The following is an 18,331-nucleotide window of genomic DNA, read 5'->3' on the forward strand; positions in this document are numbered from 1 at the left end:
GGGGAGTGCCCACATGCCAGTCATTGTGGCTCTGGTCAAGCACGTACCGGATACGTGGTCAACCAAGACCCTCGAGGCGGACCACACCTTGGACCGCACCTCGGTGGATAACGTCATCGATGAGGTCAACGAGTACTCCGTCGAGCAGGCCCTGCGCCTGCGCGACGACAATGCCGATGCCGGCTATGAGGTCGTGGCGCTTAGCATGGGCCCGGCTGCTGCCGACGAGGCCCTGCGCAAGGCCCTGGCCATGGGCGCAGACCACGCCGTGCACGTTGTCGACGATGCCCTCGCCGGCGCCGACGCCCTGGCAACCGCCTGGGTCCTTAACGCCGCTATCAACAAGGTGGCGGAGAAGTTCGGCGAGGTCCAGGTCATCACCCTGGGCAATAATTCCTCGGACGCCTCCACCGGCCTTATCGCAGGTCTCTTAGCCGAGTACCGCCAGCTGCCTGCGCTCACCGAGCTCAAGGCGGCCTCCCTGGCCGGTGCCACCGCGACCGGTACTCGCGAGGATGCCCACGGCCACTGGGAGCTTGAGGCCAACCTGCCGGCCATCCTGTCCTTTACCGACAAGGCCGATAAGCCGCGTTTCCCCAACTTCAAGGGCCTGATGGCCGCCAAGAAGGCTGATGTCACCACGCTTGCCGTAGCGGACCTGGGCATCGACGGTGTGCCGTCCACCACCACCGTGACCGCCTCCGCGCAGCGCCCAGCACGCACCGCCGGTGAGGTCATCACCGATCCTGATCCGGCCGTGGCTGCCGCCAAGGTCGCGGACTTCCTGGCCGCCAAGAATCTCATCGAGGGTTAAGGAGAAAACACATGTCTCACGTTTATGTCCTAGTTGAGCACGAAGCAGACCAGCTCAGCCCCGTTACCGGCGAGCTCATCACCGCCGCCCGCGCGCTCGGCACCGTCTCCGCCGTCGTCGTGGCCAAGGATGCCGCCACCGCCGCCTCTTTCGATGCCGAGCTGGGCAACTTCGGTGCCGCCCAGGTGGTCCAGGCCACCGCCGCGGACTATGAGCAGCGCATCGTCACCCCGGAGGTCGACGCCCTCCACGCCTTGGCCGCCAATAACCCGGCGCCCATCGTGCTGGCCTCCACCCCGACCAACAATGAGATCGCCGGTCGCCTCGCCGCCCGCCTGGGCTCGGGTGCCTTGGTCAACGTCGACGGCATTAATGCCGACGGTACCGCCCACCACACCATCTTCGGTGGTTCCTACGAGACTTCCTCCACAGCCACCGGTTCTGTGGTCTATACCCTGCGCCCAGGCTCCGTGGTTGCCGAGCCGCAGCCGGTCACCGCAGCACCCGCGCCCTTCGAGCTGCCTGCCGCTACAGCGAAGGACGTCACCGTCACCTCCTTCACCCCGGCTGAGAAGACCGCCCGTCCGGAGCTGACCTCCGCCAAGGTCGTCGTGGCCGGTGGCCGCGGCGTGGGCGATAAGTTCGCTGATGTGGTGGAGCCGCTTGCCGACGTCCTCGGTGGCGCCGTCGGTGCCACCCGCGACGCCGTGGACGAGGGTTTCTACGACCCGGCCCACCAGATTGGCCAGACCGGCGCGACTGTGTCCCCGAAGCTCTACATCGGCCTGGGCATTTCCGGCGCTATCCAGCACACCTCCGGCATGCAGACCTCGGAGACCATCGTCGTGGTGAACCAAGACCAGGACGAGCCCTTCTTCCAGATCGCTGACCTCGGCGTGGTGGGCGACCTCCACGAGATCGCCCCGGCTCTGGTCACCGAACTCGAGTCCCGCAAGGGGGCCGGCAACTAATGCCTCGCTACCTCGATTACGCAGCCACCCAGCCCATACGCCAGTGCGCCATTGACGCATGGACTCAGGCAGCCAGTTCCCTCAACCCGGGCGCGTCCTATGCCTCTGGGCGCAAGGCGCGCTCCGTGCTTGACGACGCCCGCGAGACCGTTGCCGAGCTGCTCGGCTGCGAACCTATCGAGGTCATCTTCACCTCCTCCGGCACGGAGGCGGACAACATCGCCATTCAGGGTCTCTACCGCGCTGCGCAGTCTGCTTCCCCCGAAGCCGCGCAGCGCATCGTTTCGACCCCCATCGAGCACCCTGCCGTGCTCGAAACCGTGGAGAAGCTCCAGACTGAGCACGGCGCGACCGTAGAGCTTCTCCCGGTTGATTCCACCGGCCACGTCAGCGATTTAAGCGCCCTGGATACCCCGGCCGCGGTGGCCACCTGCATGTGGGCCAATAACGAGACCGGCGCCATCCAGCCGGTCGCGGACATTACCCAGCGCGCCGCCGCGCAGAACACCCCTGTGCATATCGACGCCGTGCAGGTTGCCGGCAAGCTACCCATCAACTTACACGAGCTGGGTGCCACCACATTGGCGGCCAGCGCCCACAAGTTCGGCGGCCCGCGCGGCATCGGCCTGCTGCTTGCACGCCGTACCCCCGCCCCTCAACCCATCGCCTTCGGCGGCGGTCAAGAGCGCGGCATCCGCCCCGGCACCGTCGACGTGGCTAGTGCGAGCGCGCTTGCCGCAGCTCTGCGTGAGTCTGTCGCGGAGATGGAGCAGGAGGAAATCCGCCTGACTGCACTTCGCGACAAGCTCAAGGCCGGCATCGAATCCAGCATCGACAACGTCATCATTAACTCTGCCGAGCCAACCTTGGCTTCCCACCTGCACGTGTCCTTCCCTGGCACGGACGGCGACAGCCTTATTATGCTGCTTGACGCCGCCGGTATCGAAGCCTCCGCCGGCTCCGCCTGCCACGCGGGCGTTAACCGCATGTCCCACGTGCTCGAAGCCATGGGCATCGACGAAGAACACGGCCGCGGCTCCCTGCGCTTCAGCCTGGGACGAATGACCACTGAAGAGGACATCGACGCCGTGCTGGCCGGGCTTCCGGAGATCATTCGCCGCGCCCGCTCGGTCTAGAGCTGCGGCACCTAGAACATGAACTTCGGCCCGAAGTACACAACGATGGGCACGATGCTCAGTATTGCCAGCACGAGTGCGAGGACGGCGGTCTTCCGGCGCGACGGTGGCTCATCGGATGAGAGAGACTGGCAGGCCAGAAAGGCAAAGAGCGGTGCGAGAACCGGGGTAGCGAAGCACAGCCCAATGAAGGTGAAGATTCCGGAGAAACCGAATAGGGCCGAGGCGGGTTCCTCGACGGCATCGGCGACGAATAGTGAGAGGAACCCAAGGGCCCAGCCGCACAGAATGATGATGGAGCCCCACAGGGCGAGTTTCTCGTTGAAGACTCTTGCCAGGCCACGGCGCGGAGGCAGGCCCGATTTCTGGGATTCTTCGAAGGCCTTGGGTGCGGTGGGCTGATCCATGGCGCTGTCCTTCTTCGGTATCAGTCTGTGGCGCTGTCATTGCCTAAGTGAGCGGTAAGTCTGTTTTCGCGCAGTGTAGCAGTGGTTGTTGCTGGGAGCGGTCGTCCGGAGCTGCGTTAAGTATGTGACCTAAGAGTTTAAAGTTTCGCGTGTTGCATCTGTGACTGGTGTTGTTGAAACGGTAGTGTGGCGCGCATGAGCCATGCACGTCGCCTTGTTACCGCCGCCGTTACCGCAGTAGCGGCCGTGGCACTGTCCGTATCCACCGCCGTTGCCATCCCGTCCTACGCACCTTCTGGCGTGGATGTCTCCGGCAATAACCACATGTCCCTGCGTGGGATCGACTGGGATGCCGTGAAGTCCGACGGCCAGTCCTATGCCTTTGTCAAGGCCACCGAGGGCGTTGGGTTTGTCAACAACCACTTCGTGCGCGATGCCAATGCCGCAGCAGCTGCTGGGCTCAAGGTTGGCGCCTACCACTACGCACGCCCGGCAGGGGATGCCAAGCAGCAGGCAGCCAGCTTTGCCTCCCAAATCGCGCTGGTGCCGACGCAGACCCTGCCGCCGGTGCTTGACATTGAGGTTGATGAGGGCCTGAGCGCTAAGCAGTTGGAGGAGTGGATTGATACCTTCATGACGGAGGTAAAGTCCCTGACAGGCCGCACCCCGATGCTGTACACCTACAAGTACTTCTGGATGGGCCAGATGGGTAACACCACGCGCTTCTCCGAGTATCCGCTGTGGTTGGCGGCCTACCAGGACACCGCGCCGGACCCGGTTGGTGGCTGGGACAAGCTGGCCTTCTGGCAGCGTTCGGGTTCTGGCCGCGTCGCCGGCATTGAGACCGACGTTGACCTGAACCTCTTCAACGGCACTGAAGCCCAGCTGCACTCCTTCTCCGGTGGCAACTACATTGACTTCGGTGGCATCTTGGATGACTTGGTCATTCCGGGTGTGGACCTTGGTGATGACGCCGGTGTGCTGATTGCGGGCATCCTGGCCCTAGCAGCGGGTGCAGTAGCCGTTCCTGCCGTAGCGGATGCCGCGAAGGATGCGGGCTTGGACGTGGATCCGACCGGGCTTGTGAAGCAGGCAGAAAAGCTGCTCAACACTGGCGCTATTAGCACCGACGACCTCAAGGACATGTCCAATAACGACGCCAGCATCGGTGACCTGGCCATCTTCCTGGATAACGCACAGCACCTGCAGGACGTCGACGCGGATAACGTAAGCCAGCAGGATGTAGAGAATGCAGACCGCGCCGCACGCAGCGCTGGTCACGCCGCAGGTGTAGCCATCCCAGCGTTTGATTCCAAGCAGGTAGCGGACTTGCTCAATAGCCTGCGCTAATCGTTGTTGGTTGCCACGGTATCGCGCCGCGGGGCCGCGCCCTTAAAAAAGCGGCGGGTCCAGGACTCGTCGCGGAAGTGTGCAGGCACGGCACCGGAGAGTAACGGCTTGGCCAGTGCAGCGGCTTCGGGGGAGCCGTCCGCGGGTAGTTCGGTATCTGAGCCAATGAGAATGATGTTGCCGTAGCGCCGGCCTTTAAGCATGGGAGGGTCGGCGATAACCGCGACGTGTGCGAAGACTTCTGCCATCCCGGCTAACTCCGCCTTTGCGCCCTGGAGATCGGAATGGTCACCGCAGTTGGCCACGTAGAGGCCACCGGGGCATAGTGTTGCATGGGCGTGCTGGAAAAATTCTTGGGTGGTGAGGGGCTTCGGGGTTGTATCACCGGCGAAGACGTCTCGGATGATGACGTCGAAGCGGTTCGGTGGGAACCCTTCTGTGACCTCCCGCGCCTCGCCGGCGCGGATTTTGACGCGGGGCGCGGAAGGAATATCGGCCAGCTCACGGACGAGCTCCGCTAGCTTGGCGTCGAGTTCGACCACAGTGTTGTGGGAATCCGGCCACAGGTCAGCCAAGTAGCGTGGTAGCGAGCAACCACCGCCGCCCAGGTGGAGTAGGCGTTTGCCGGGTGCGAGATTCTCTACCGCGGCGGCGATCCAGCGCATGTACTCGAATTCCAGGGTGCGCGGCTCATCGGGGATGAGATGTGAGGAAGGCACGCCGTTGACGTTGAGAATGAATGCACCGTCGCGGAAAGGATCCGGCTCGACGACGAGTTCGCCGGTGGAAATCTCGTAGGTGCCCGCGATGGGGTTGGTGGTGTTGCGCTTTCTGCCCATAGTGCCTCTTAGCTTAGGGAATAGGCTGCGTGGTTCGCGTGTTGGGGTATGAGGTACACCGCGACTAGCCTTGGTGGACAACAAAGCAACGAGAAGGGGAGAGCATGCGAGTATTGGTAGCCATGTCCGGCGGCGTCGATTCCTCGGTGGCTGCAGCACGCGCAGTGGAAGCAGGCCATGACGTCATTGGCGTGCACTTGGCCCTGCACAAGGATGCACAGCAGACCCGTGAGAAGGCACGCGGATGCTGCTCCCTAGAGGATTCCGCCGACGCCCGCCGTATATGCGACAAACTCGGCATTCCCTTCTATGTATGGGACTTCTCCGAGGAGTTCAAGGAAGCCGTCATCGGGGATTTCGTGGACTCCTACGCCCGCGGTGAGACCCCGAATCCGTGCCTGCGCTGTAATGAGAAGATCAAGTTCGCAGCCTTGCTGCGCAAAGGTATGGCGCTGGGCTTTGATGCAGTCGCCACGGGTCACTATGCCACCATCGACTCTGATGGCTACATGCGCCGCTCCCTGGATGAGAACAAGGACCAGTCCTACGTGCTGGGGGTGATCACCAAGGAAGAGCTGGACCACTGTTTCTTCCCGATTGGCGATACCCCGAAGCCGGAGATCCGCGAGGAAGCCAAGCGCCACGGGTTCTCCACTGCGTCCAAGCCGGACTCTTATGACATCTGCTTCATCCCGGACGGCAATACCCAGGCCTTCCTGGGGCGTTCCATCGGACTGCGGCCAGGCATGATCGTGGATACCGAGGGCAATGAGCTCAAGGAACACGATGGCGCGTGGAACTACACCATCGGCCAGCGCAAGGGTCTAGACATCAAGACACCGACTGCCGATGGCTCCCCGCGCTACGTCACCGACATCGACGCGGCCACCGGCACCGTCACCGTGGGATCGCGCGCCGACTTGGCCGTGACCCGCATCGAGGCTGACCGCCTGAAGTACCTGCACCCGGCGATGGAAGGTGACTTCGACTGCGAGGTGCAAGTTCGCGCCCACGGCTCCGTCGTTCCCTGCCATGCTCACGTGGACCGCGAGGCTGACCGCATGACGCTCGAGCTTAACGAGCCACTCTCCGGTGTAGCCCGCGGCCAGGCCGCTGTGCTCTACTTGCCGAGCCCGGATGAGCTGGGAGATATTGTGCTCGGTTCCGGCACCATCTGCGGGACTGAGTAGATGACGGGATTCGCACTGGGGTCTATGCCCGGTACCTCCATCGCGGAGGCCGCAGACATCATCATGGGGGAGACCGAGCTTCCCGCTATCCCGCAGCTGCCCGAGCGTGGGTTGGGCTCCGATGCGGTGGGCCGCACGGCCAGCATGCTGGAGGCTATCTCCATCGACCGTGGCCCGCGTTCCTGGCGCATGACGGCACGCCCGCAGTTGCTCACCCGCCGCACAGGGGACCGCTTGGAGCGTGACCTCGACGAGGTCCAAGAGGTCTGGGGTGAGAGCGTGCCGCGCGTCAAGGTGCAAGCACTTGGCCCCTGGTCGCTGGGGGCGAGCATTGAGCTTTCCGACGGCCACCGCGTTCTCACCGACCGCGGCGCCTTCACCGAGCTTTCCGAGTCTCTGCTTCATGGTGTCCACGCCCACGCCGCGGATGTCGCGCGCCGCTTCCACGGGGAGGTCGTCGTCCAACTCGACGAGCCCCTGCTTGCCGACGTTGTGGCCGGGCGCATTCCTGGCACCACCGACTTCGATACGATCCCTGCTGTCCCAGACGAGGTCGCGTTTGACCTCCTGCAGTCCTTCGCCGCAGATTACCTGCACGCCCCGCCGCTGTGGTCCCTCGCGCGTGCCGCAAAGACCTTCCTCACGACCTTCCGCGGCCTAGACACCCCGCGTCACCTCGACGGCCTGGGTGAGCACTTGAATGCCGGCCACCGCATCGGTCTGGGTATCGAAGGTTCCGATTCCCGCGCGGAGGCCATCACGCTGGCCCGTCACCTTGACCGTATTGGCATGCCACGCGAGCTGCTCATCGATCATTTAGACGTCTACCCAGTCAAGGCCTCCGCTCGTTCACTGCGCTCGGTATCCGAGACCGCCGATATCCTGATTCGCGACGCCGGTGACCTTTAACCCAGTTGTTAATCGACTCGTCCCAGGCTGTCCGTAGCGGTGAAGTAGGCCTCCATATACGGGATGACGAACTGGAGCCTGCCATGGGCGGTGGGTTCGATCAGGTCGGCATCGATAAGCCTTTGGCGCGTCGCCGAGAGGGAGCGCACCGTCCGGTCCTGGTGTGCGGCAATGTTCTTGATTTCTGCCGTGCCGTCCTCCATGACCGCGCTCATCGCTTCGAGGAAGAGACGCTGCGCCGGCGGCAGCGCTAGGGTAGCGGGCTGGTGGACCTGAGCGCCGAGAACTGAGATCGCCTCGGCTGACACCGCCGCGACGTCGCGTTCCTCGATGCTGCTTCCGCCCTCACGCTGAGCCTTTCCCCAAGCCAGTGAGCCTACGAGCTGCACCATGTAGGGGTAGCCGCGGGACAGTCGCACCGCAGCCGCTACTGCATCATCGGTGAACTCGAGCCCCGACTGCGCGGCGGTTTCGGTGAAGGCTACCTCGGCGTTCGCGGGGGAGAGTGGCCCCAGAACGAACTTCTGCGCGCGGCGCAGGAAGGTCACGCCCGGCAGATCCAGCAGGCGGTTGACTCCCTGTGGAAGGCCCGCAGCCACGATGGCAACGTCGAGCTCATCGCGCACGAGGTCCTGGTAGGTCACGGCCAGGGAGGTGAGGTCGTCTGCGTCTGCGTCCTGCACCTCGTCGATGGTGAGCAGCACGCCCGTGCCTTTGAGTAGCGCTAAAAGCTCGCGCAGGCGGGTGTTGAGCGTAGGTTTGTAGGCTTCCTCGGTGTTGTGCTGGATGCCGATGGTTGCCACACCACCAATGCCAACGCGGTTGACTTTGTGTTTGTCTGCTGGAGCCAGCTTGTCCATAATGCGCGGGATGGTGGTATCGACCAGTTCTTCCACCATGGAGCTGCGTCCCGAGGCTCGCAGGGTAATCCACCCGCGACTAGAGGCGATATCTTCGAGCTCATTGAGCAAAACCGTTTTACCGATACCGCGGGCGCCGCTGATGATGAGCGAGCGGCCCGGGCTGCCCGGCTGGGAGTCGAGTGCAGCCCGGAAGGTGTTGAGTACTGCCGTGCGGCCGACCCAGAAGAGTGGTGGCACGCCGAAGGTGGGGCGGAAGGGGTTCTCATGTGGGGACATAGGCCCATCCTAGGACATTGGGAGATTTGGGAGACTTTTCTAAAGGTGGAGATTTGGGAGACTTTTTCGTCCCCCAAGTGGAATTAGGCGTCCCGCCCCGCCCGAATGGCGCCGACGAAGTCAAAATCGCCGTTAATAGCTATGGGGTCACGCTGCGTGAGCTCTGCGAGCTTCTCCTGGGCGCTGGGACGCGGCGAGAAAACAGGGCGTGAAGCCGTGGTTGTCAGGAGATCGCGCAGATAGTCTTCCAAAGAAACTCCAGCGGCGTTAGCACGTTTCTGAAGGGTGGCAATTACGGTGGGGGCGACGCCATGGATGTGGACCGTGCGGGGAGCGGGAGCAGTCATACCGTCAGTGTACGGGAGGACTTAGATTGTGTTTGCGGGCTTCGAGGTCATAGCCCGCCAAGCCACCGCGCCGGCGTACACAGCACATCCGGCGACGAGGCCATACCACCAGAAGAAGTGGAGACCGTCATTCCAGGGCAAGGAGTTTCCGATGACGATTAGAACGAGGGCCGTAATCGCTACGGAAATAGCGCGATAGACCGTCTTACCTGGAGTGGTGAAGGCCTTCCATGCCGACTGAAGGAGAGATGCAATGATAATGATCATGCTGATGGTGAGGAACACGGTATCTCCTTAGGATGCGAGCTCGTCGAAAAGAGCTTGGGCCAGGTTTTCGGTGCCGGCGAGGGAATCGTTGTTGGCGAAAGTAGCGCGTTTGGTGGCCGGATCGATGATAAGCATCGTGGAATAGCCATAGGTGCCGCCGTTGTGCCAGTACCCAGCTTTATCCTCGCTGGGAGGCTGCCAGCCATAGGCGATATCGCCATTGTCCATGAACCACTCGGCGAACTTGGCCATGTCACTTGCCGTGGAGCGGATAGCGCCCGCGGGCGCAGAGCCATCCATCTCCCACGGCTCAGCGTGGCGGCCGGTGGGGGTGAGGCCGCGTGGGGCGTCGTCAGGCACTGAGCCTGGCGTCATGAGGTAGGTTTCCGTCATACCGGCTGGCTCGAAGATGCGTTCTTTGAGCATCTGCTCATAAGGCTGCCCGGCAACGGTCTCGAGCATGTTGCCTAGGAGCCCATAGCCAAGATTGGAATAGGATTCTTCGCCGCGGCCCTTTAGCTCGGCCTTCGTGGCGGCGGCCATGATGTCCTCTACGGTCTCGCCTTCATAGGGGTTCGAACCGGTGACACCCAAGGCGAGACTGCTGAGGAGGCTCGCGCTCGCCAGTCGCGGTAGGCCAGAGGTGTGGTCGAGCAGTTCCCGCACGGTGACGTCAGCGACTGGTGCATTGCCGACATCGAGGACCTCGCCCACAGTGGTGTCAGGTTTTAACTTTCCTTCTTCGACGAGCTGGTGGGTCAGTTCGCCGGTGAACATCTTGGTCACGGAGCCGATTTCGACCTCTGTGTGCTCGTCGCTGCCCAGCCCCGCGAAGGTGGCCTTGCCGTCCTTGAGAGTGAAGGCGGTGAGATTGTGGAAGCCGGGCTCGGAGTGCTCTTCCAACTGAGCAGCTAAGGTTTCGTCGCCAGTCTTGTCTTTCGCCAGAGCAATTCTTTGCGGCCCCGTGATGAGCAGGACGGTTGCAACGGCAATGGCAGCGATGACGGCTAGGGAAATTCTACGCATTAGTGATCCTCGCTTGCCGTGATGATGGTCAGCAGGGGGATAACTCGGGCGGGGCGGATGGAATACTCGCCGCCAGACTTTGTGGTCCAGCCGGCATGGGTCAGTGCGCTCAAGTGGTGATAGGCGGTGCCTGTGGAGGAGACGATGCCCTCTTCGACGAGCTCAGCGGCTGTCGCGGGCGCGGCGAGGAGGCGGCGCAGGATTTCACCGCGGACCGGATGTGCGAGCGCGGATAGGCGCTCGAGGTTTTCTGTCCAGTCCTCGTCGGTGATGAAGTTGGTGGGGCGCTGCCATTGATAGGCATAGGTGCGCTTGCCGACGTTTATGTTGCCGCCAAAGATGACGGAGCCGTCGGGAAGCTGCTCGTTGGGTGCGAGGGCGTCGACCAGCCAGTAGGCCGAGCTTTCTCCAGTGGCGGATGCGGGGTCGGCGTCAGTGGGTGTGGTGCGCCCCTCAAGCGCGGCGACGCGCGTTTCAAGTTCGGCGAGGCGTGCTTCGACTGTCGTTTCCATGTTTTCTAGAATTCCAGAACTCTAGAAAACTGGCAAGGGGGCAGGCTTAAGAAATCATCGGCCATGCGGTAGAGACGTCCGAGGCATCGCGCCCGCGGCCCTCCAAGTACTTCTTGAAGGATTCACGGTCCTTGTACCATTCCACGGCCTGGTACTCCATGAGCTCATTGGTGTCCATCTGTGCTAGCTCGGGGAAGTGCTGGCGCACCTGCTTCCAAGCCACGCGGGCGGCCGCGAGGGCGTCAGCAGTCGCCTCATGCGCGTTGCTCAACTCCACGCCGTAGTGGGCGGAGACCTCTTCCAAGGTGCGCTTTCCCTTGCGCCACTTATCTTTGACGCGGTCGATGACGAAAGGATCGAACACTGGACCGTTGACCGTGAAGTCCCCGGTCAGCGCGCGCAAGACGGAGAGATCGTAGGCGGCGTTGTAGACAATGAGCGTAAGCCCTTCATCCCAGGCCCGATAGATGGAATCAACCGTCTCCTTGAGAACCTCCTCGTGTGGGCGACCTTCCGCGCGGGCCTTCTCCGTGGTGATGCCGTGGATCTTGGCGGCTTCCTCGGGGATTTCCACGCCGGGGTCAGCGAGCATTTCCCGCTTGTCCACTTCGCGCCCGTCGATACGCACCAGGGCAGAGGTGACGATGCGGGCTTCTTTGGGCTTTACGGAGGTGGTTTCGAGGTCGAAGGAGAGCATGCGGGTGGCGTCGAAGTTCATGGACAACACTCTAGCGCCCGGCTCGGACATGCACTGTGGAAGTACTGCAGAATGACGGACGAACCTTTGCAGAATGACCATCTGCAGGTCACAGGCATGTCCGGCAGTCCCGCTACACTAGTGACTCGTGAGTGATGCAGTAGATATCCAACGCGAATGGTCCGAGCTTGCCCAGGAAGTGCGCAAGCACCGCGAGCTGTACTACAACGGTGAGCCGTCGATTCCGGATGCGGACTTTGACGCGCTCTTCCAGCGCTTGTTGGCGCTAGAGGCAGAGCACCCGGAGCTGCAGACTCCGGATTCGCCTACCCAGCAGGTAGGTGCTGCTCCGGAAGGTGCTGTAGATATCGAGCACCTGGAGCGCCTGTACAGCTTGGACAACGTCTTCAGTGCGGATGAGCTGCAGGACTGGCTGGACCGCACGCCGGCTGAGGCTTATTTGACCGAGCTGAAGATTGACGGGCTGTCTATTGACTTGGTGTACCGCGATGGCAAGCTCGTTACGGCTGCCACGCGTGGTGATGGTCGTGTAGGAGAGGACATTACAGCCAATGCGCGCGTTATCCCGGACATTCCGCACGAGCTCACTGGCACGGATGAGTATCCGGTTCCCTCCCTGGTGGAGGTCCGCGGCGAGGTGTACATGCGCCCGGATGAGTTCGAGGAGATCAACGCAGCGCGACGTGAGGAAGGCAAGCCCACCTTTGCCAACCCCCGCAATGCGGCGGCAGGTGGGCTGCGCATGAAGGACCCGGAGGACGTCAAGAGGCGTCGGCTCCACATGGTTTGCCACGGTATTGGCGCACGCGAGGGTTTCCAGCCCACTTCGCAGCACGATGCTTACAAGGCCCTGGAGGCGTGGGGCTTCCCGGTTTCTCCCTATACCCAGCGGGTAACCACCGCTAAAGAGGTTCAGGAGCGCGTGACCTATTGGGAGGAGCACCGCCACGACGCCTACTTTGAGATGGATGGGCTCGTCATCAAGGTCGATGACCTGGCCAGCCAGCGCGCGTTGGGCGCGACCTCCCGCGCGCCGCGCTGGGCTATTGCCTACAAGTACCCGCCGGAAGAGGTGACCACCAAGCTGCTCAACATCGAGGTCGGCGTGGGACGTACCGGGCGCGTGACGCCTTTCGCCATTATGGAACCGGTCTTCGTTTCTGGTTCGACGGTGTCCATGGCAACCCTGCACAACCAATTCGAGGTCAAGAACAAGAATGTCCTCATCGGGGATACCATCATCATCCGCAAGGCCGGAGAGATCATCCCCGAGGTTCTCGGCCCTGTATTGGACAAGCGCGATGGCAGCGAGACCGACTGGGTCTTCCCGGAGAATTGCCCTGCCTGTGGGACGAAGCTGGCACCGCAGAAGGAAGGCGACCAAGACTGGCGCTGCCCGAATACCCGCAGCTGCCCAGCTCAGCTAGCTGCACGCCTGGAGTACTTGGCCTCCCGCAAGGCGCTCGATATTGGCGAGCTGGGGGAGAAGGCAGCCGCAGATCTGATTTCCTCCGGAGTACTCAAGGATGAGGCGGACCTCTTCGATCTAGATGAAGAAGCACTCCTCAAGTCCTCGGTTTATACCACCCAGAAGGGTGCGCTCAATGCTTCCGGTAAGAAGCTGCTGGAAAACCTCAAGACGGCCCGTCAGGCTGAGTTCTGGCGAGTGCTGGTAGCGCTGTCTATCCGCCACGTTGGCCCCATCGCGGCGCGTGCTCTGGCTACGCGGTTCGGTTCGATGGAGGCGCTGCGCGCGGCATCGGTGGAGGAGCTGGCAGATACCGATGGTGTGGGCAGCATCATCGCGGAATCCTTCAAGCAGTGGTTCGAGGTGGAATGGCACGACAATATCGTGCAGAAGTGGGCCGCTGCCGGGGTCACGATGGAGGAAGAAGCCAGCGACAAGCCGGCGCAGACACTTGAAGGCATCACCGTCGTGGTGACCGGAACCTTGGAGAACTTCACCCGCGATTCCGCCAAGGAGGCCATCATCACCCGTGGTGGAAAAGCATCCGGCTCTGTATCGAAGAAAACGAATTACGTCGTGGTTGGAGAGAATGCTGGCTCGAAGGAACAGAAGGCCCGCGATCTGGGGCTGACCATCTTGGATGAGGAGGGCTTTAACCGGCTTCTTGAAACGGGCGAGGCATGAAGCTAGCCGCTTTCGACTTAGACGGCACCATCTACTTTGACGGGCATATGCCCGACGAGGTACCGGAGGCGATTGCCCGGTGGCGTGCTGCGGGCAACCTCGCCGTTGTGGCCACCGGTAAGTCGCCGCACTCGGCGCGGCGTGCTCTTGAGCCCTTTGGCGTCGAATTCGACTATTACCTGCTCTGCAACGGCACCGTCATCATGAATAGTTCCTATGAGCTGCTCTATGAAAGCCATGTGCCGCCCGGGGTAGTCCGCGCTGTGTATGAGCGGGTTCGTGATATCCCGAAGCTCGACCTGTATTGCACGCGCCTGGAAGGTCCGGACGGGCACCTCGTCCGCAACGTGGCCGGGGTGCACAACCCCATCATCAGCGAGCCTGTACCGGTCGCGCCCGAGCGCATCGAGGAAGAAGTCTTTCCCCTCGTCGCTGCGTGGACGCCGGACGATCCAAGCCTGCAGAAAGAGATCGCGCAATGGGTTACTGAGCGCTTTCCCGTCGGCACCGCGATGAACCGCAACTTCTTCGACATCACTCCGCCCGGCCACGACAAGGGGTTCGCCTTGACCTGGCTGCTTCAACGTCTCGGCCGCGAGCGTTCCGAGATTGAGCTGATCACCTTAGGCGACGGACATAATGACCTGCCCATGCACGCGCTTGCCGATATCTCCCTTACCTTCCCCTGGGCGCAACCCGAAATCCAAGAGGCGTGCACCGCGGTGGTGGACTCGGCCGTGAAAGGCCTAATAGACTACGGCTCATGAAGATTGCGGCTTTGGACATGGATGGCACTGTTTACGTCAACGAAGACATAACTGAGGCAGTAAAGGAAGCCATCGCCGCATGGCGGGCCGCTGGCAACCTTGCTATCTCTGCGACGGGCAAGTCCATTGCCAACGCCCGGAACACACTCGAGCCATTCGGGGTGGAGTTGGATTATCATGTGCTCTACAACGGCACCGTCATCACGGATGGTGACTACTCCATCCTCCACGAGGAACACCTGCCCAGCGATACCGTGCAGGCCATCATCGACCGTTTCACTGGGCTGCCATTAAATATCTACCTGACGGGCTTGACTGGGGCTGACCAAGTGGCGTGGGACGGCCTGGCAGGCCGTGAATCTTCGATGGTGGCGAATACGGAAGTGGTGGATCCGGGGGACGTCGCCAAGCGCAGCACCGTTCTCATGTCCCTGTGGATTCCGGGCGACGCCGAGCTACGCCGCGAAGTCGACGAGTGGGTGCGTGCGAATTGCGATGTTGAGTCCTCGTTCAACTGCGACTTCTACGACATCATGCCACCCGGACACAACAAGGGCGAGGGCTTGACACGACTGCTTGGTCACCTCGGCCACGAAGAGGCTGAACTCTACACCTTCGGCGATAGCTTCAACGATCTCTCGATGCATTCCATCGCCACCGAGTCCTTCACGTTCCCGGGAACACACATCACCGACGAGGTAGACCACGTGGTTCCTGACGTCGCCGCGGGCCTCAGCATATTGCTCGACCGCTAGGTCGAACTAGGTGAGGAAGGCGCCCAGGATGGCGCCCAAGTCACCCAGGTGCTCGACCTCGGAAGCGAGATAATCGGGCCCGCCAACGCGGCCCATCACCACGACATAGTTCGTGCCTACGAGGGGAGCGGCCGCCAGTGCGGATTCGATGAGGGTCCACGATTCCGGGATCCACGTGTCCTTCTCCGGATTGAGCACGCGGGCGGAGGTGATGTTGAGGTCGGTGGGGATCGAGCCGTCGTCGGCAGGTGCGGCGTCAGAGGCGGCAATGCGGCTGATCTTCTCATCGTTCGCAATGACGATGGCCCAATTGGAGGTCAGTGCCTTGGGAATTGCCGCGCAGACTTCCTTCATCGCGGCGGTTACGTTGCGCTGCGAGGCAACCTTCGCCAGTACATGGATCTGCCCGCGGCGGTCAACGCGGCCGCTGAACGGACGGATGGAATCAATTTCTACGCCTTCCACGGCCTGGGCTGCCGTGATGATCTCATCTGCCATGGTGGACTGGGGGAGATCGAGCACGATGTCATCCATGACCGTCCCGTCAGGGAAGTTTTCTACGATGTCGACGGAGCGAATATCGGCCTCGATGTTGCCCATCGCGTTGGCGAGGAGGCCAAGGCTGCCGGGAGTGTCAGGGAGGAGGACACGGACGAGGTACGACATATCGTTCTTTCTGGGGAAGATGACTAGGTAGGGAATTCTTGATATGAAAAGTTTATAGAACTTGATCGATGGTACCCAACGTATCGAATACTATTCAATAGCTCGTGTTGCGTTTAGGGGAGGAGCGGTGGTGGCGTGGCATCAGCCGTGCAGTACCATGGGTGCTTAGCTATCAACCGTCTCAATGAATAAAAGGATGGAGTTCGCGTGTCTGATATTTCGCGTGACGAGGTCGCGCACTTGGCAAAGCTGTCGCGATTGGCCCTGAGCGAGGAAGAACTGAAACAGTTCGCCGCGCAGATCGACGAAATCGTGGATTCCGTGTCCGCGGTTGGCAAGGTCGAGGCTGAAGGTGTGGAGCCGATGTCGCACCCGCACTCCGTTAACGCCCCCATGCGTGAGGACGTTGTCGTGCGAACCCTCACTGCCGAGCAGGCCTTGGACCAGGCCCCCGCAGCTGATGAAGATCGCTTCATGGTTCCGCAGATTCTGGGTGGAGGAGACGAATAAGAATGGCACAATTCATTGCGCCCACCGAGGGCATTACCGCGCTGACCGCCGCCGAGCTGGCTGAGAAGATTCACTCTCGCGAGCTCACCTCCCGCGAAGTTACTCAGGCCTTCCTGGACCGCATCGCGGAGACCAACGGCGAACTCAACGCCTTCCTGCATGTTGGTGCTGAGGAAGCACTGGCGGCTGCCGACGCCGTCGATAAGTCCCTCGACGCTGGCGAAGCGCCCGCTTCCGCGTTGGCCGGTGTGCCGCTGGCCCTCAAGGACCTGCTGGTGACTACCGACGCCCCTACGACCGCCGCCTCCAAGATGCTGGAGGGTTGGGTGTCACCTTATGACGCCACACTGGTGACCAAGCTGCGCGAGGCCGGCATTCCGATCTTGGGTAAGACGAACCTCGATGAGTTTGCGATGGGCTCCTCTAACGAGAATTCTGCCTACGGTCCGGCTCACAATCCGTATGACACCGAGCGCACCCCGGGTGGTTCCGGTGGTGGTACCGCTGCGGCTCTTGCCTCCGGTCAAGCCCCGCTGGGTATCGGTACTGACACCGGCGGCTCCATTCGCCAGCCTGCCGCTTTGACCAACACCGTGGGCGTGAAGCCGACGTACGGCACCGTTTCTCGCTATGGCCTCATCGCTGCTGCAAGCTCCTTGGACCAGGCAGGCCCGACCGCGCGCACAGTCCTAGATACCGCGTTGCTGCACGAAATCATTGCCGGCCACGACTCCTTCGACGCCACCTCAGTGGATAAGCCGGTCGCGCCGGTAGTCGCGGCCGCCAAGGAAGGCGCCAATGGAGATCTTTCCGGCGTCAAGGTCGGCCTGATCAAGCAATTCGAGCGCGACGGCTGGCAGCCGGGCGTGATGGAGGCCTACCACGCCGCGGTTGAGCAGCTGAAGTCTCAGGGCGCAGAGATCGTCGAGGTTGACTGCCCGCACTTCGACGATGCTCTCGCGGCGTACTACCTCATCATGCCGTGTGAGGTCTCCTCCAACCTGGCCCGCTTCGACGGCATGCGCTACGGTCTGCGTGTCGGCGATGATGGAACCCACTCTGCGGAAGAGGTTATGTCCCTGTCCCGCGCGGCTGGTTTCGGCCCCGAGGTTAAACGCCGCATCATGCTGGGTACCTACGCGCTGTCCGTCGGCTACTACGACGCCTACTATTTGCAGGCACAGCGCGTGCGTACCCTCATCGCCCAGGACTTTGAGCGTGCTTTCGAGCAGGTCGATGTCCTCGTATCCCCGACCACCCCGACTACGGCCTTCAAGCTGGGGGAGAAGGTTGAGGATCCGATGGAGATGTACAACTTTGACCTGTGCACCCTGCCGCTGAACCTCGCTGGCGTGTGTGGCATGTCTGTCCCTTCCGGCATGGCCTCCGACACCAACTTGCCGACCGGCCTGCAGATCATGGCCCCCGCATTCCAGGACGACCGCCTGTACAAGGTCGGCGCCGCCTACGAGGCAGGACGCAAGTAGCCCGCCGAACCGTATTCGGTAGTAAATCTGAGCCGGTGACTTTTCACGGAAACGTGGGAGGCCGCCGGCCCTCGTCGTTTTATTCGACGGTGGGTGGTTTAGAAGGGGATGTCGTCGGTGCTGGCATCTGTGTCGGTGTTGTCCGCGTCTTCGGCTTCGGCTTTGGTTTTGGCTTGTTGTTGTGCGTAGTCGTCGAGTTCTTGTTTTAAATGTTGGGCTTCCTCGCGGATGCGTTTTCTGGTGGCGGTGATGTGTTGGGCGACTGTTTGTGCCCAGCGTTTCTGTTTTGGTGCTAGCGGCCCGTCGGCTTCGGTAATAGTCCAGGTGCCGTCTTCATATAGCCAGATGACATCCCCGCTGTAGGGGTCC

The 18,331-nt window shown here is 61.9% G+C and carries 20 protein-coding genes and 1 pseudogene; 11 read left to right on the top strand and 10 right to left on the bottom strand.

Going from position 1 to position 18,331, the window contains the following annotated elements; genetic code table 11:
- Positions 1-13 precede the first annotated feature (13 nt).
- From HMPREF2943_RS05185 to HMPREF2943_RS05195, 3 genes are read left to right on the top strand one after another with little or no spacing between them, the layout of a single operon-like run.
- Positions 14-814 (top strand): electron transfer flavoprotein subunit beta/FixA family protein, encoded by an 801-nt coding sequence (locus tag HMPREF2943_RS05185; protein WP_070710988.1) that lies wholly within the window; start codon positions 14-16, stop codon positions 812-814.
- A gap of 11 nt (positions 815-825) precedes the next feature.
- The gene (locus tag HMPREF2943_RS05190) at positions 826-1,785 is read left to right on the top strand and encodes an electron transfer flavoprotein subunit alpha/FixB family protein (RefSeq protein ID WP_070710989.1); all 960 of its coding nucleotides are present in this window, start codon (positions 826-828) and stop codon (positions 1,783-1,785) included.
- Positions 1,785-2,921: a cysteine desulfurase family protein gene (locus tag HMPREF2943_RS05195; protein ID WP_070710990.1), complete on the top strand. Its 1,137-nt coding sequence runs from the start codon at positions 1,785-1,787 to the stop codon at positions 2,919-2,921. Before HMPREF2943_RS05190 ends, HMPREF2943_RS05195 begins: the two co-directional genes overlap by 1 nt.
- Positions 2,922-2,932: 11 nt before the next feature.
- Here the strand turns inward: HMPREF2943_RS05195 and HMPREF2943_RS05200 are convergent, their stop codons facing one another.
- Positions 2,933-3,328 (bottom strand): hypothetical protein, encoded by a 396-nt coding sequence (locus HMPREF2943_RS05200; RefSeq protein WP_070710991.1) that lies wholly within the window; start codon positions 3,326-3,328, stop codon positions 2,933-2,935.
- A 195-nt stretch (positions 3,329-3,523) separates the two neighbouring features.
- Between HMPREF2943_RS05200 and HMPREF2943_RS05205 the strand changes: the two genes are divergently transcribed.
- The gene (locus HMPREF2943_RS05205) at positions 3,524-4,678 is read left to right on the top strand and encodes a glycoside hydrolase family 25 protein (protein WP_070710992.1); all 1,155 of its coding nucleotides are present in this window, start codon (positions 3,524-3,526) and stop codon (positions 4,676-4,678) included.
- Here the strand turns inward: HMPREF2943_RS05205 and HMPREF2943_RS05210 are convergent.
- Positions 4,675-5,517 (bottom strand): spermidine synthase, encoded by an 843-nt coding sequence (locus tag HMPREF2943_RS05210; protein WP_070710993.1) that lies wholly within the window; start codon positions 5,515-5,517, stop codon positions 4,675-4,677. The genes HMPREF2943_RS05205 and HMPREF2943_RS05210 overlap by 4 nt on opposite strands.
- A gap of 104 nt (positions 5,518-5,621) precedes the next feature.
- On the opposite strand from HMPREF2943_RS05210, the gene mnmA reads away from it, so the two are divergent.
- Both mnmA and HMPREF2943_RS05220 read left to right on the top strand, forming a co-directional pair.
- Positions 5,622-6,707, top strand: a complete 1,086-nt coding sequence (gene mnmA / locus HMPREF2943_RS05215) for a tRNA 2-thiouridine(34) synthase MnmA (RefSeq protein WP_070644606.1) — start codon at positions 5,622-5,624, stop codon at positions 6,705-6,707.
- Positions 6,708-7,616: a uroporphyrinogen decarboxylase/cobalamine-independent methonine synthase family protein gene (locus HMPREF2943_RS05220; RefSeq protein ID WP_070710994.1), complete on the top strand. Its 909-nt coding sequence runs from the start codon at positions 6,708-6,710 to the stop codon at positions 7,614-7,616.
- An 8-nt stretch (positions 7,617-7,624) separates the two neighbouring features.
- Here the strand turns inward: HMPREF2943_RS05220 and HMPREF2943_RS05225 are convergent, their stop codons facing one another.
- The 6 genes from HMPREF2943_RS05225 to HMPREF2943_RS05245 form a co-directional block, all read right to left on the bottom strand.
- Positions 7,625-8,755 carry an ATP-binding protein gene (locus HMPREF2943_RS05225; protein WP_070710995.1) on the bottom strand — a complete coding sequence of 377 codons (1,131 nt, stop codon included), beginning with the start codon at positions 8,753-8,755 and terminating at the stop codon, positions 7,625-7,627.
- A gap of 83 nt (positions 8,756-8,838) precedes the next feature.
- Positions 8,839-9,102, bottom strand: coding sequence for a hypothetical protein (locus HMPREF2943_RS12365; RefSeq protein ID WP_141756091.1), 264 nt, complete (start codon positions 9,100-9,102; stop codon positions 8,839-8,841).
- A gap of 21 nt (positions 9,103-9,123) precedes the next feature.
- Positions 9,124-9,387, bottom strand: coding sequence for a hypothetical protein (locus tag HMPREF2943_RS05230; RefSeq protein WP_070710996.1), 264 nt, complete (start codon positions 9,385-9,387; stop codon positions 9,124-9,126).
- A gap of 9 nt (positions 9,388-9,396) precedes the next feature.
- Entirely contained in the window at positions 9,397-10,395 is a 999-nt protein-coding gene (locus HMPREF2943_RS05235) for a serine hydrolase domain-containing protein (protein WP_070710997.1), read from the bottom strand.
- Complete coding sequence (locus tag HMPREF2943_RS05240) at positions 10,395-10,907, bottom strand: ArsR/SmtB family transcription factor (protein WP_070710998.1); 513 nt, start codon at positions 10,905-10,907, stop codon at positions 10,395-10,397. The genes HMPREF2943_RS05235 and HMPREF2943_RS05240 overlap by 1 nt, the downstream gene beginning before the upstream one ends.
- Positions 10,908-10,953: 46 nt before the next feature.
- Entirely contained in the window at positions 10,954-11,625 is a 672-nt protein-coding gene (locus HMPREF2943_RS05245) for a 3'-5' exonuclease (protein WP_070711005.1), read from the bottom strand.
- A 127-nt stretch (positions 11,626-11,752) separates the two neighbouring features.
- Here HMPREF2943_RS05245 and ligA point away from each other — a divergent pair, with 127 nt between their 5' ends.
- Genes ligA through HMPREF2943_RS05260 form a run of 3 tightly spaced genes read left to right on the top strand, consistent with a single transcriptional unit; the run spans position 11,753 to position 15,299 of the window.
- Positions 11,753-13,777, top strand: coding sequence for an NAD-dependent DNA ligase LigA (ligA, locus tag HMPREF2943_RS05250; RefSeq protein ID WP_070710999.1), 2,025 nt, complete (start codon positions 11,753-11,755; stop codon positions 13,775-13,777).
- A complete protein-coding gene (locus tag HMPREF2943_RS05255) occupies positions 13,774-14,544 on the top strand; it encodes an HAD family hydrolase (protein WP_070644598.1) in 771 nt (256 codons plus the stop codon). Before ligA ends, HMPREF2943_RS05255 begins: the two co-directional genes overlap by 4 nt.
- Positions 14,541-15,299: an HAD family hydrolase gene (locus HMPREF2943_RS05260; RefSeq protein WP_070711000.1), complete on the top strand. Its 759-nt coding sequence runs from the start codon at positions 14,541-14,543 to the stop codon at positions 15,297-15,299. Before HMPREF2943_RS05255 ends, HMPREF2943_RS05260 begins: the two co-directional genes overlap by 4 nt.
- A 6-nt stretch (positions 15,300-15,305) precedes the next feature.
- Here the strand turns inward: HMPREF2943_RS05260 and HMPREF2943_RS05265 are convergent, their stop codons facing one another.
- On the bottom strand, positions 15,306-15,965 hold the full coding sequence (locus tag HMPREF2943_RS05265) for an ACT domain-containing protein (protein WP_070447752.1): 660 nt from the start codon (positions 15,963-15,965) through the stop codon (positions 15,306-15,308).
- 207 nt (positions 15,966-16,172) lie between these two features.
- On the opposite strand from HMPREF2943_RS05265, the gene gatC reads away from it, so the two are divergent.
- The gene (gatC, locus tag HMPREF2943_RS05270; protein WP_070447754.1) at positions 16,173-16,475 is read left to right on the top strand and encodes an Asp-tRNA(Asn)/Glu-tRNA(Gln) amidotransferase subunit GatC; all 303 of its coding nucleotides are present in this window, start codon (positions 16,173-16,175) and stop codon (positions 16,473-16,475) included.
- Positions 16,476-16,477: 2 nt separating this feature from the next.
- Complete coding sequence (gatA, locus tag HMPREF2943_RS05275) at positions 16,478-17,962, top strand: Asp-tRNA(Asn)/Glu-tRNA(Gln) amidotransferase subunit GatA (RefSeq protein ID WP_070447757.1); 1,485 nt, start codon at positions 16,478-16,480, stop codon at positions 17,960-17,962.
- A 98-nt stretch (positions 17,963-18,060) separates the two neighbouring features.
- On the opposite strand, the pseudogene HMPREF2943_RS05280 reads toward gatA, so the two are convergent.
- A pseudogene (locus tag HMPREF2943_RS05280) lies at positions 18,061-18,331 on the bottom strand (HNH endonuclease); the annotation flags it as partial.

It is taken from the genome of Corynebacterium sp. HMSC072D12 (assembly GCF_001813925.1).
Classification (GTDB): Bacteria; Actinomycetota; Actinomycetes; order Mycobacteriales; family Mycobacteriaceae; genus Corynebacterium; species Corynebacterium aurimucosum.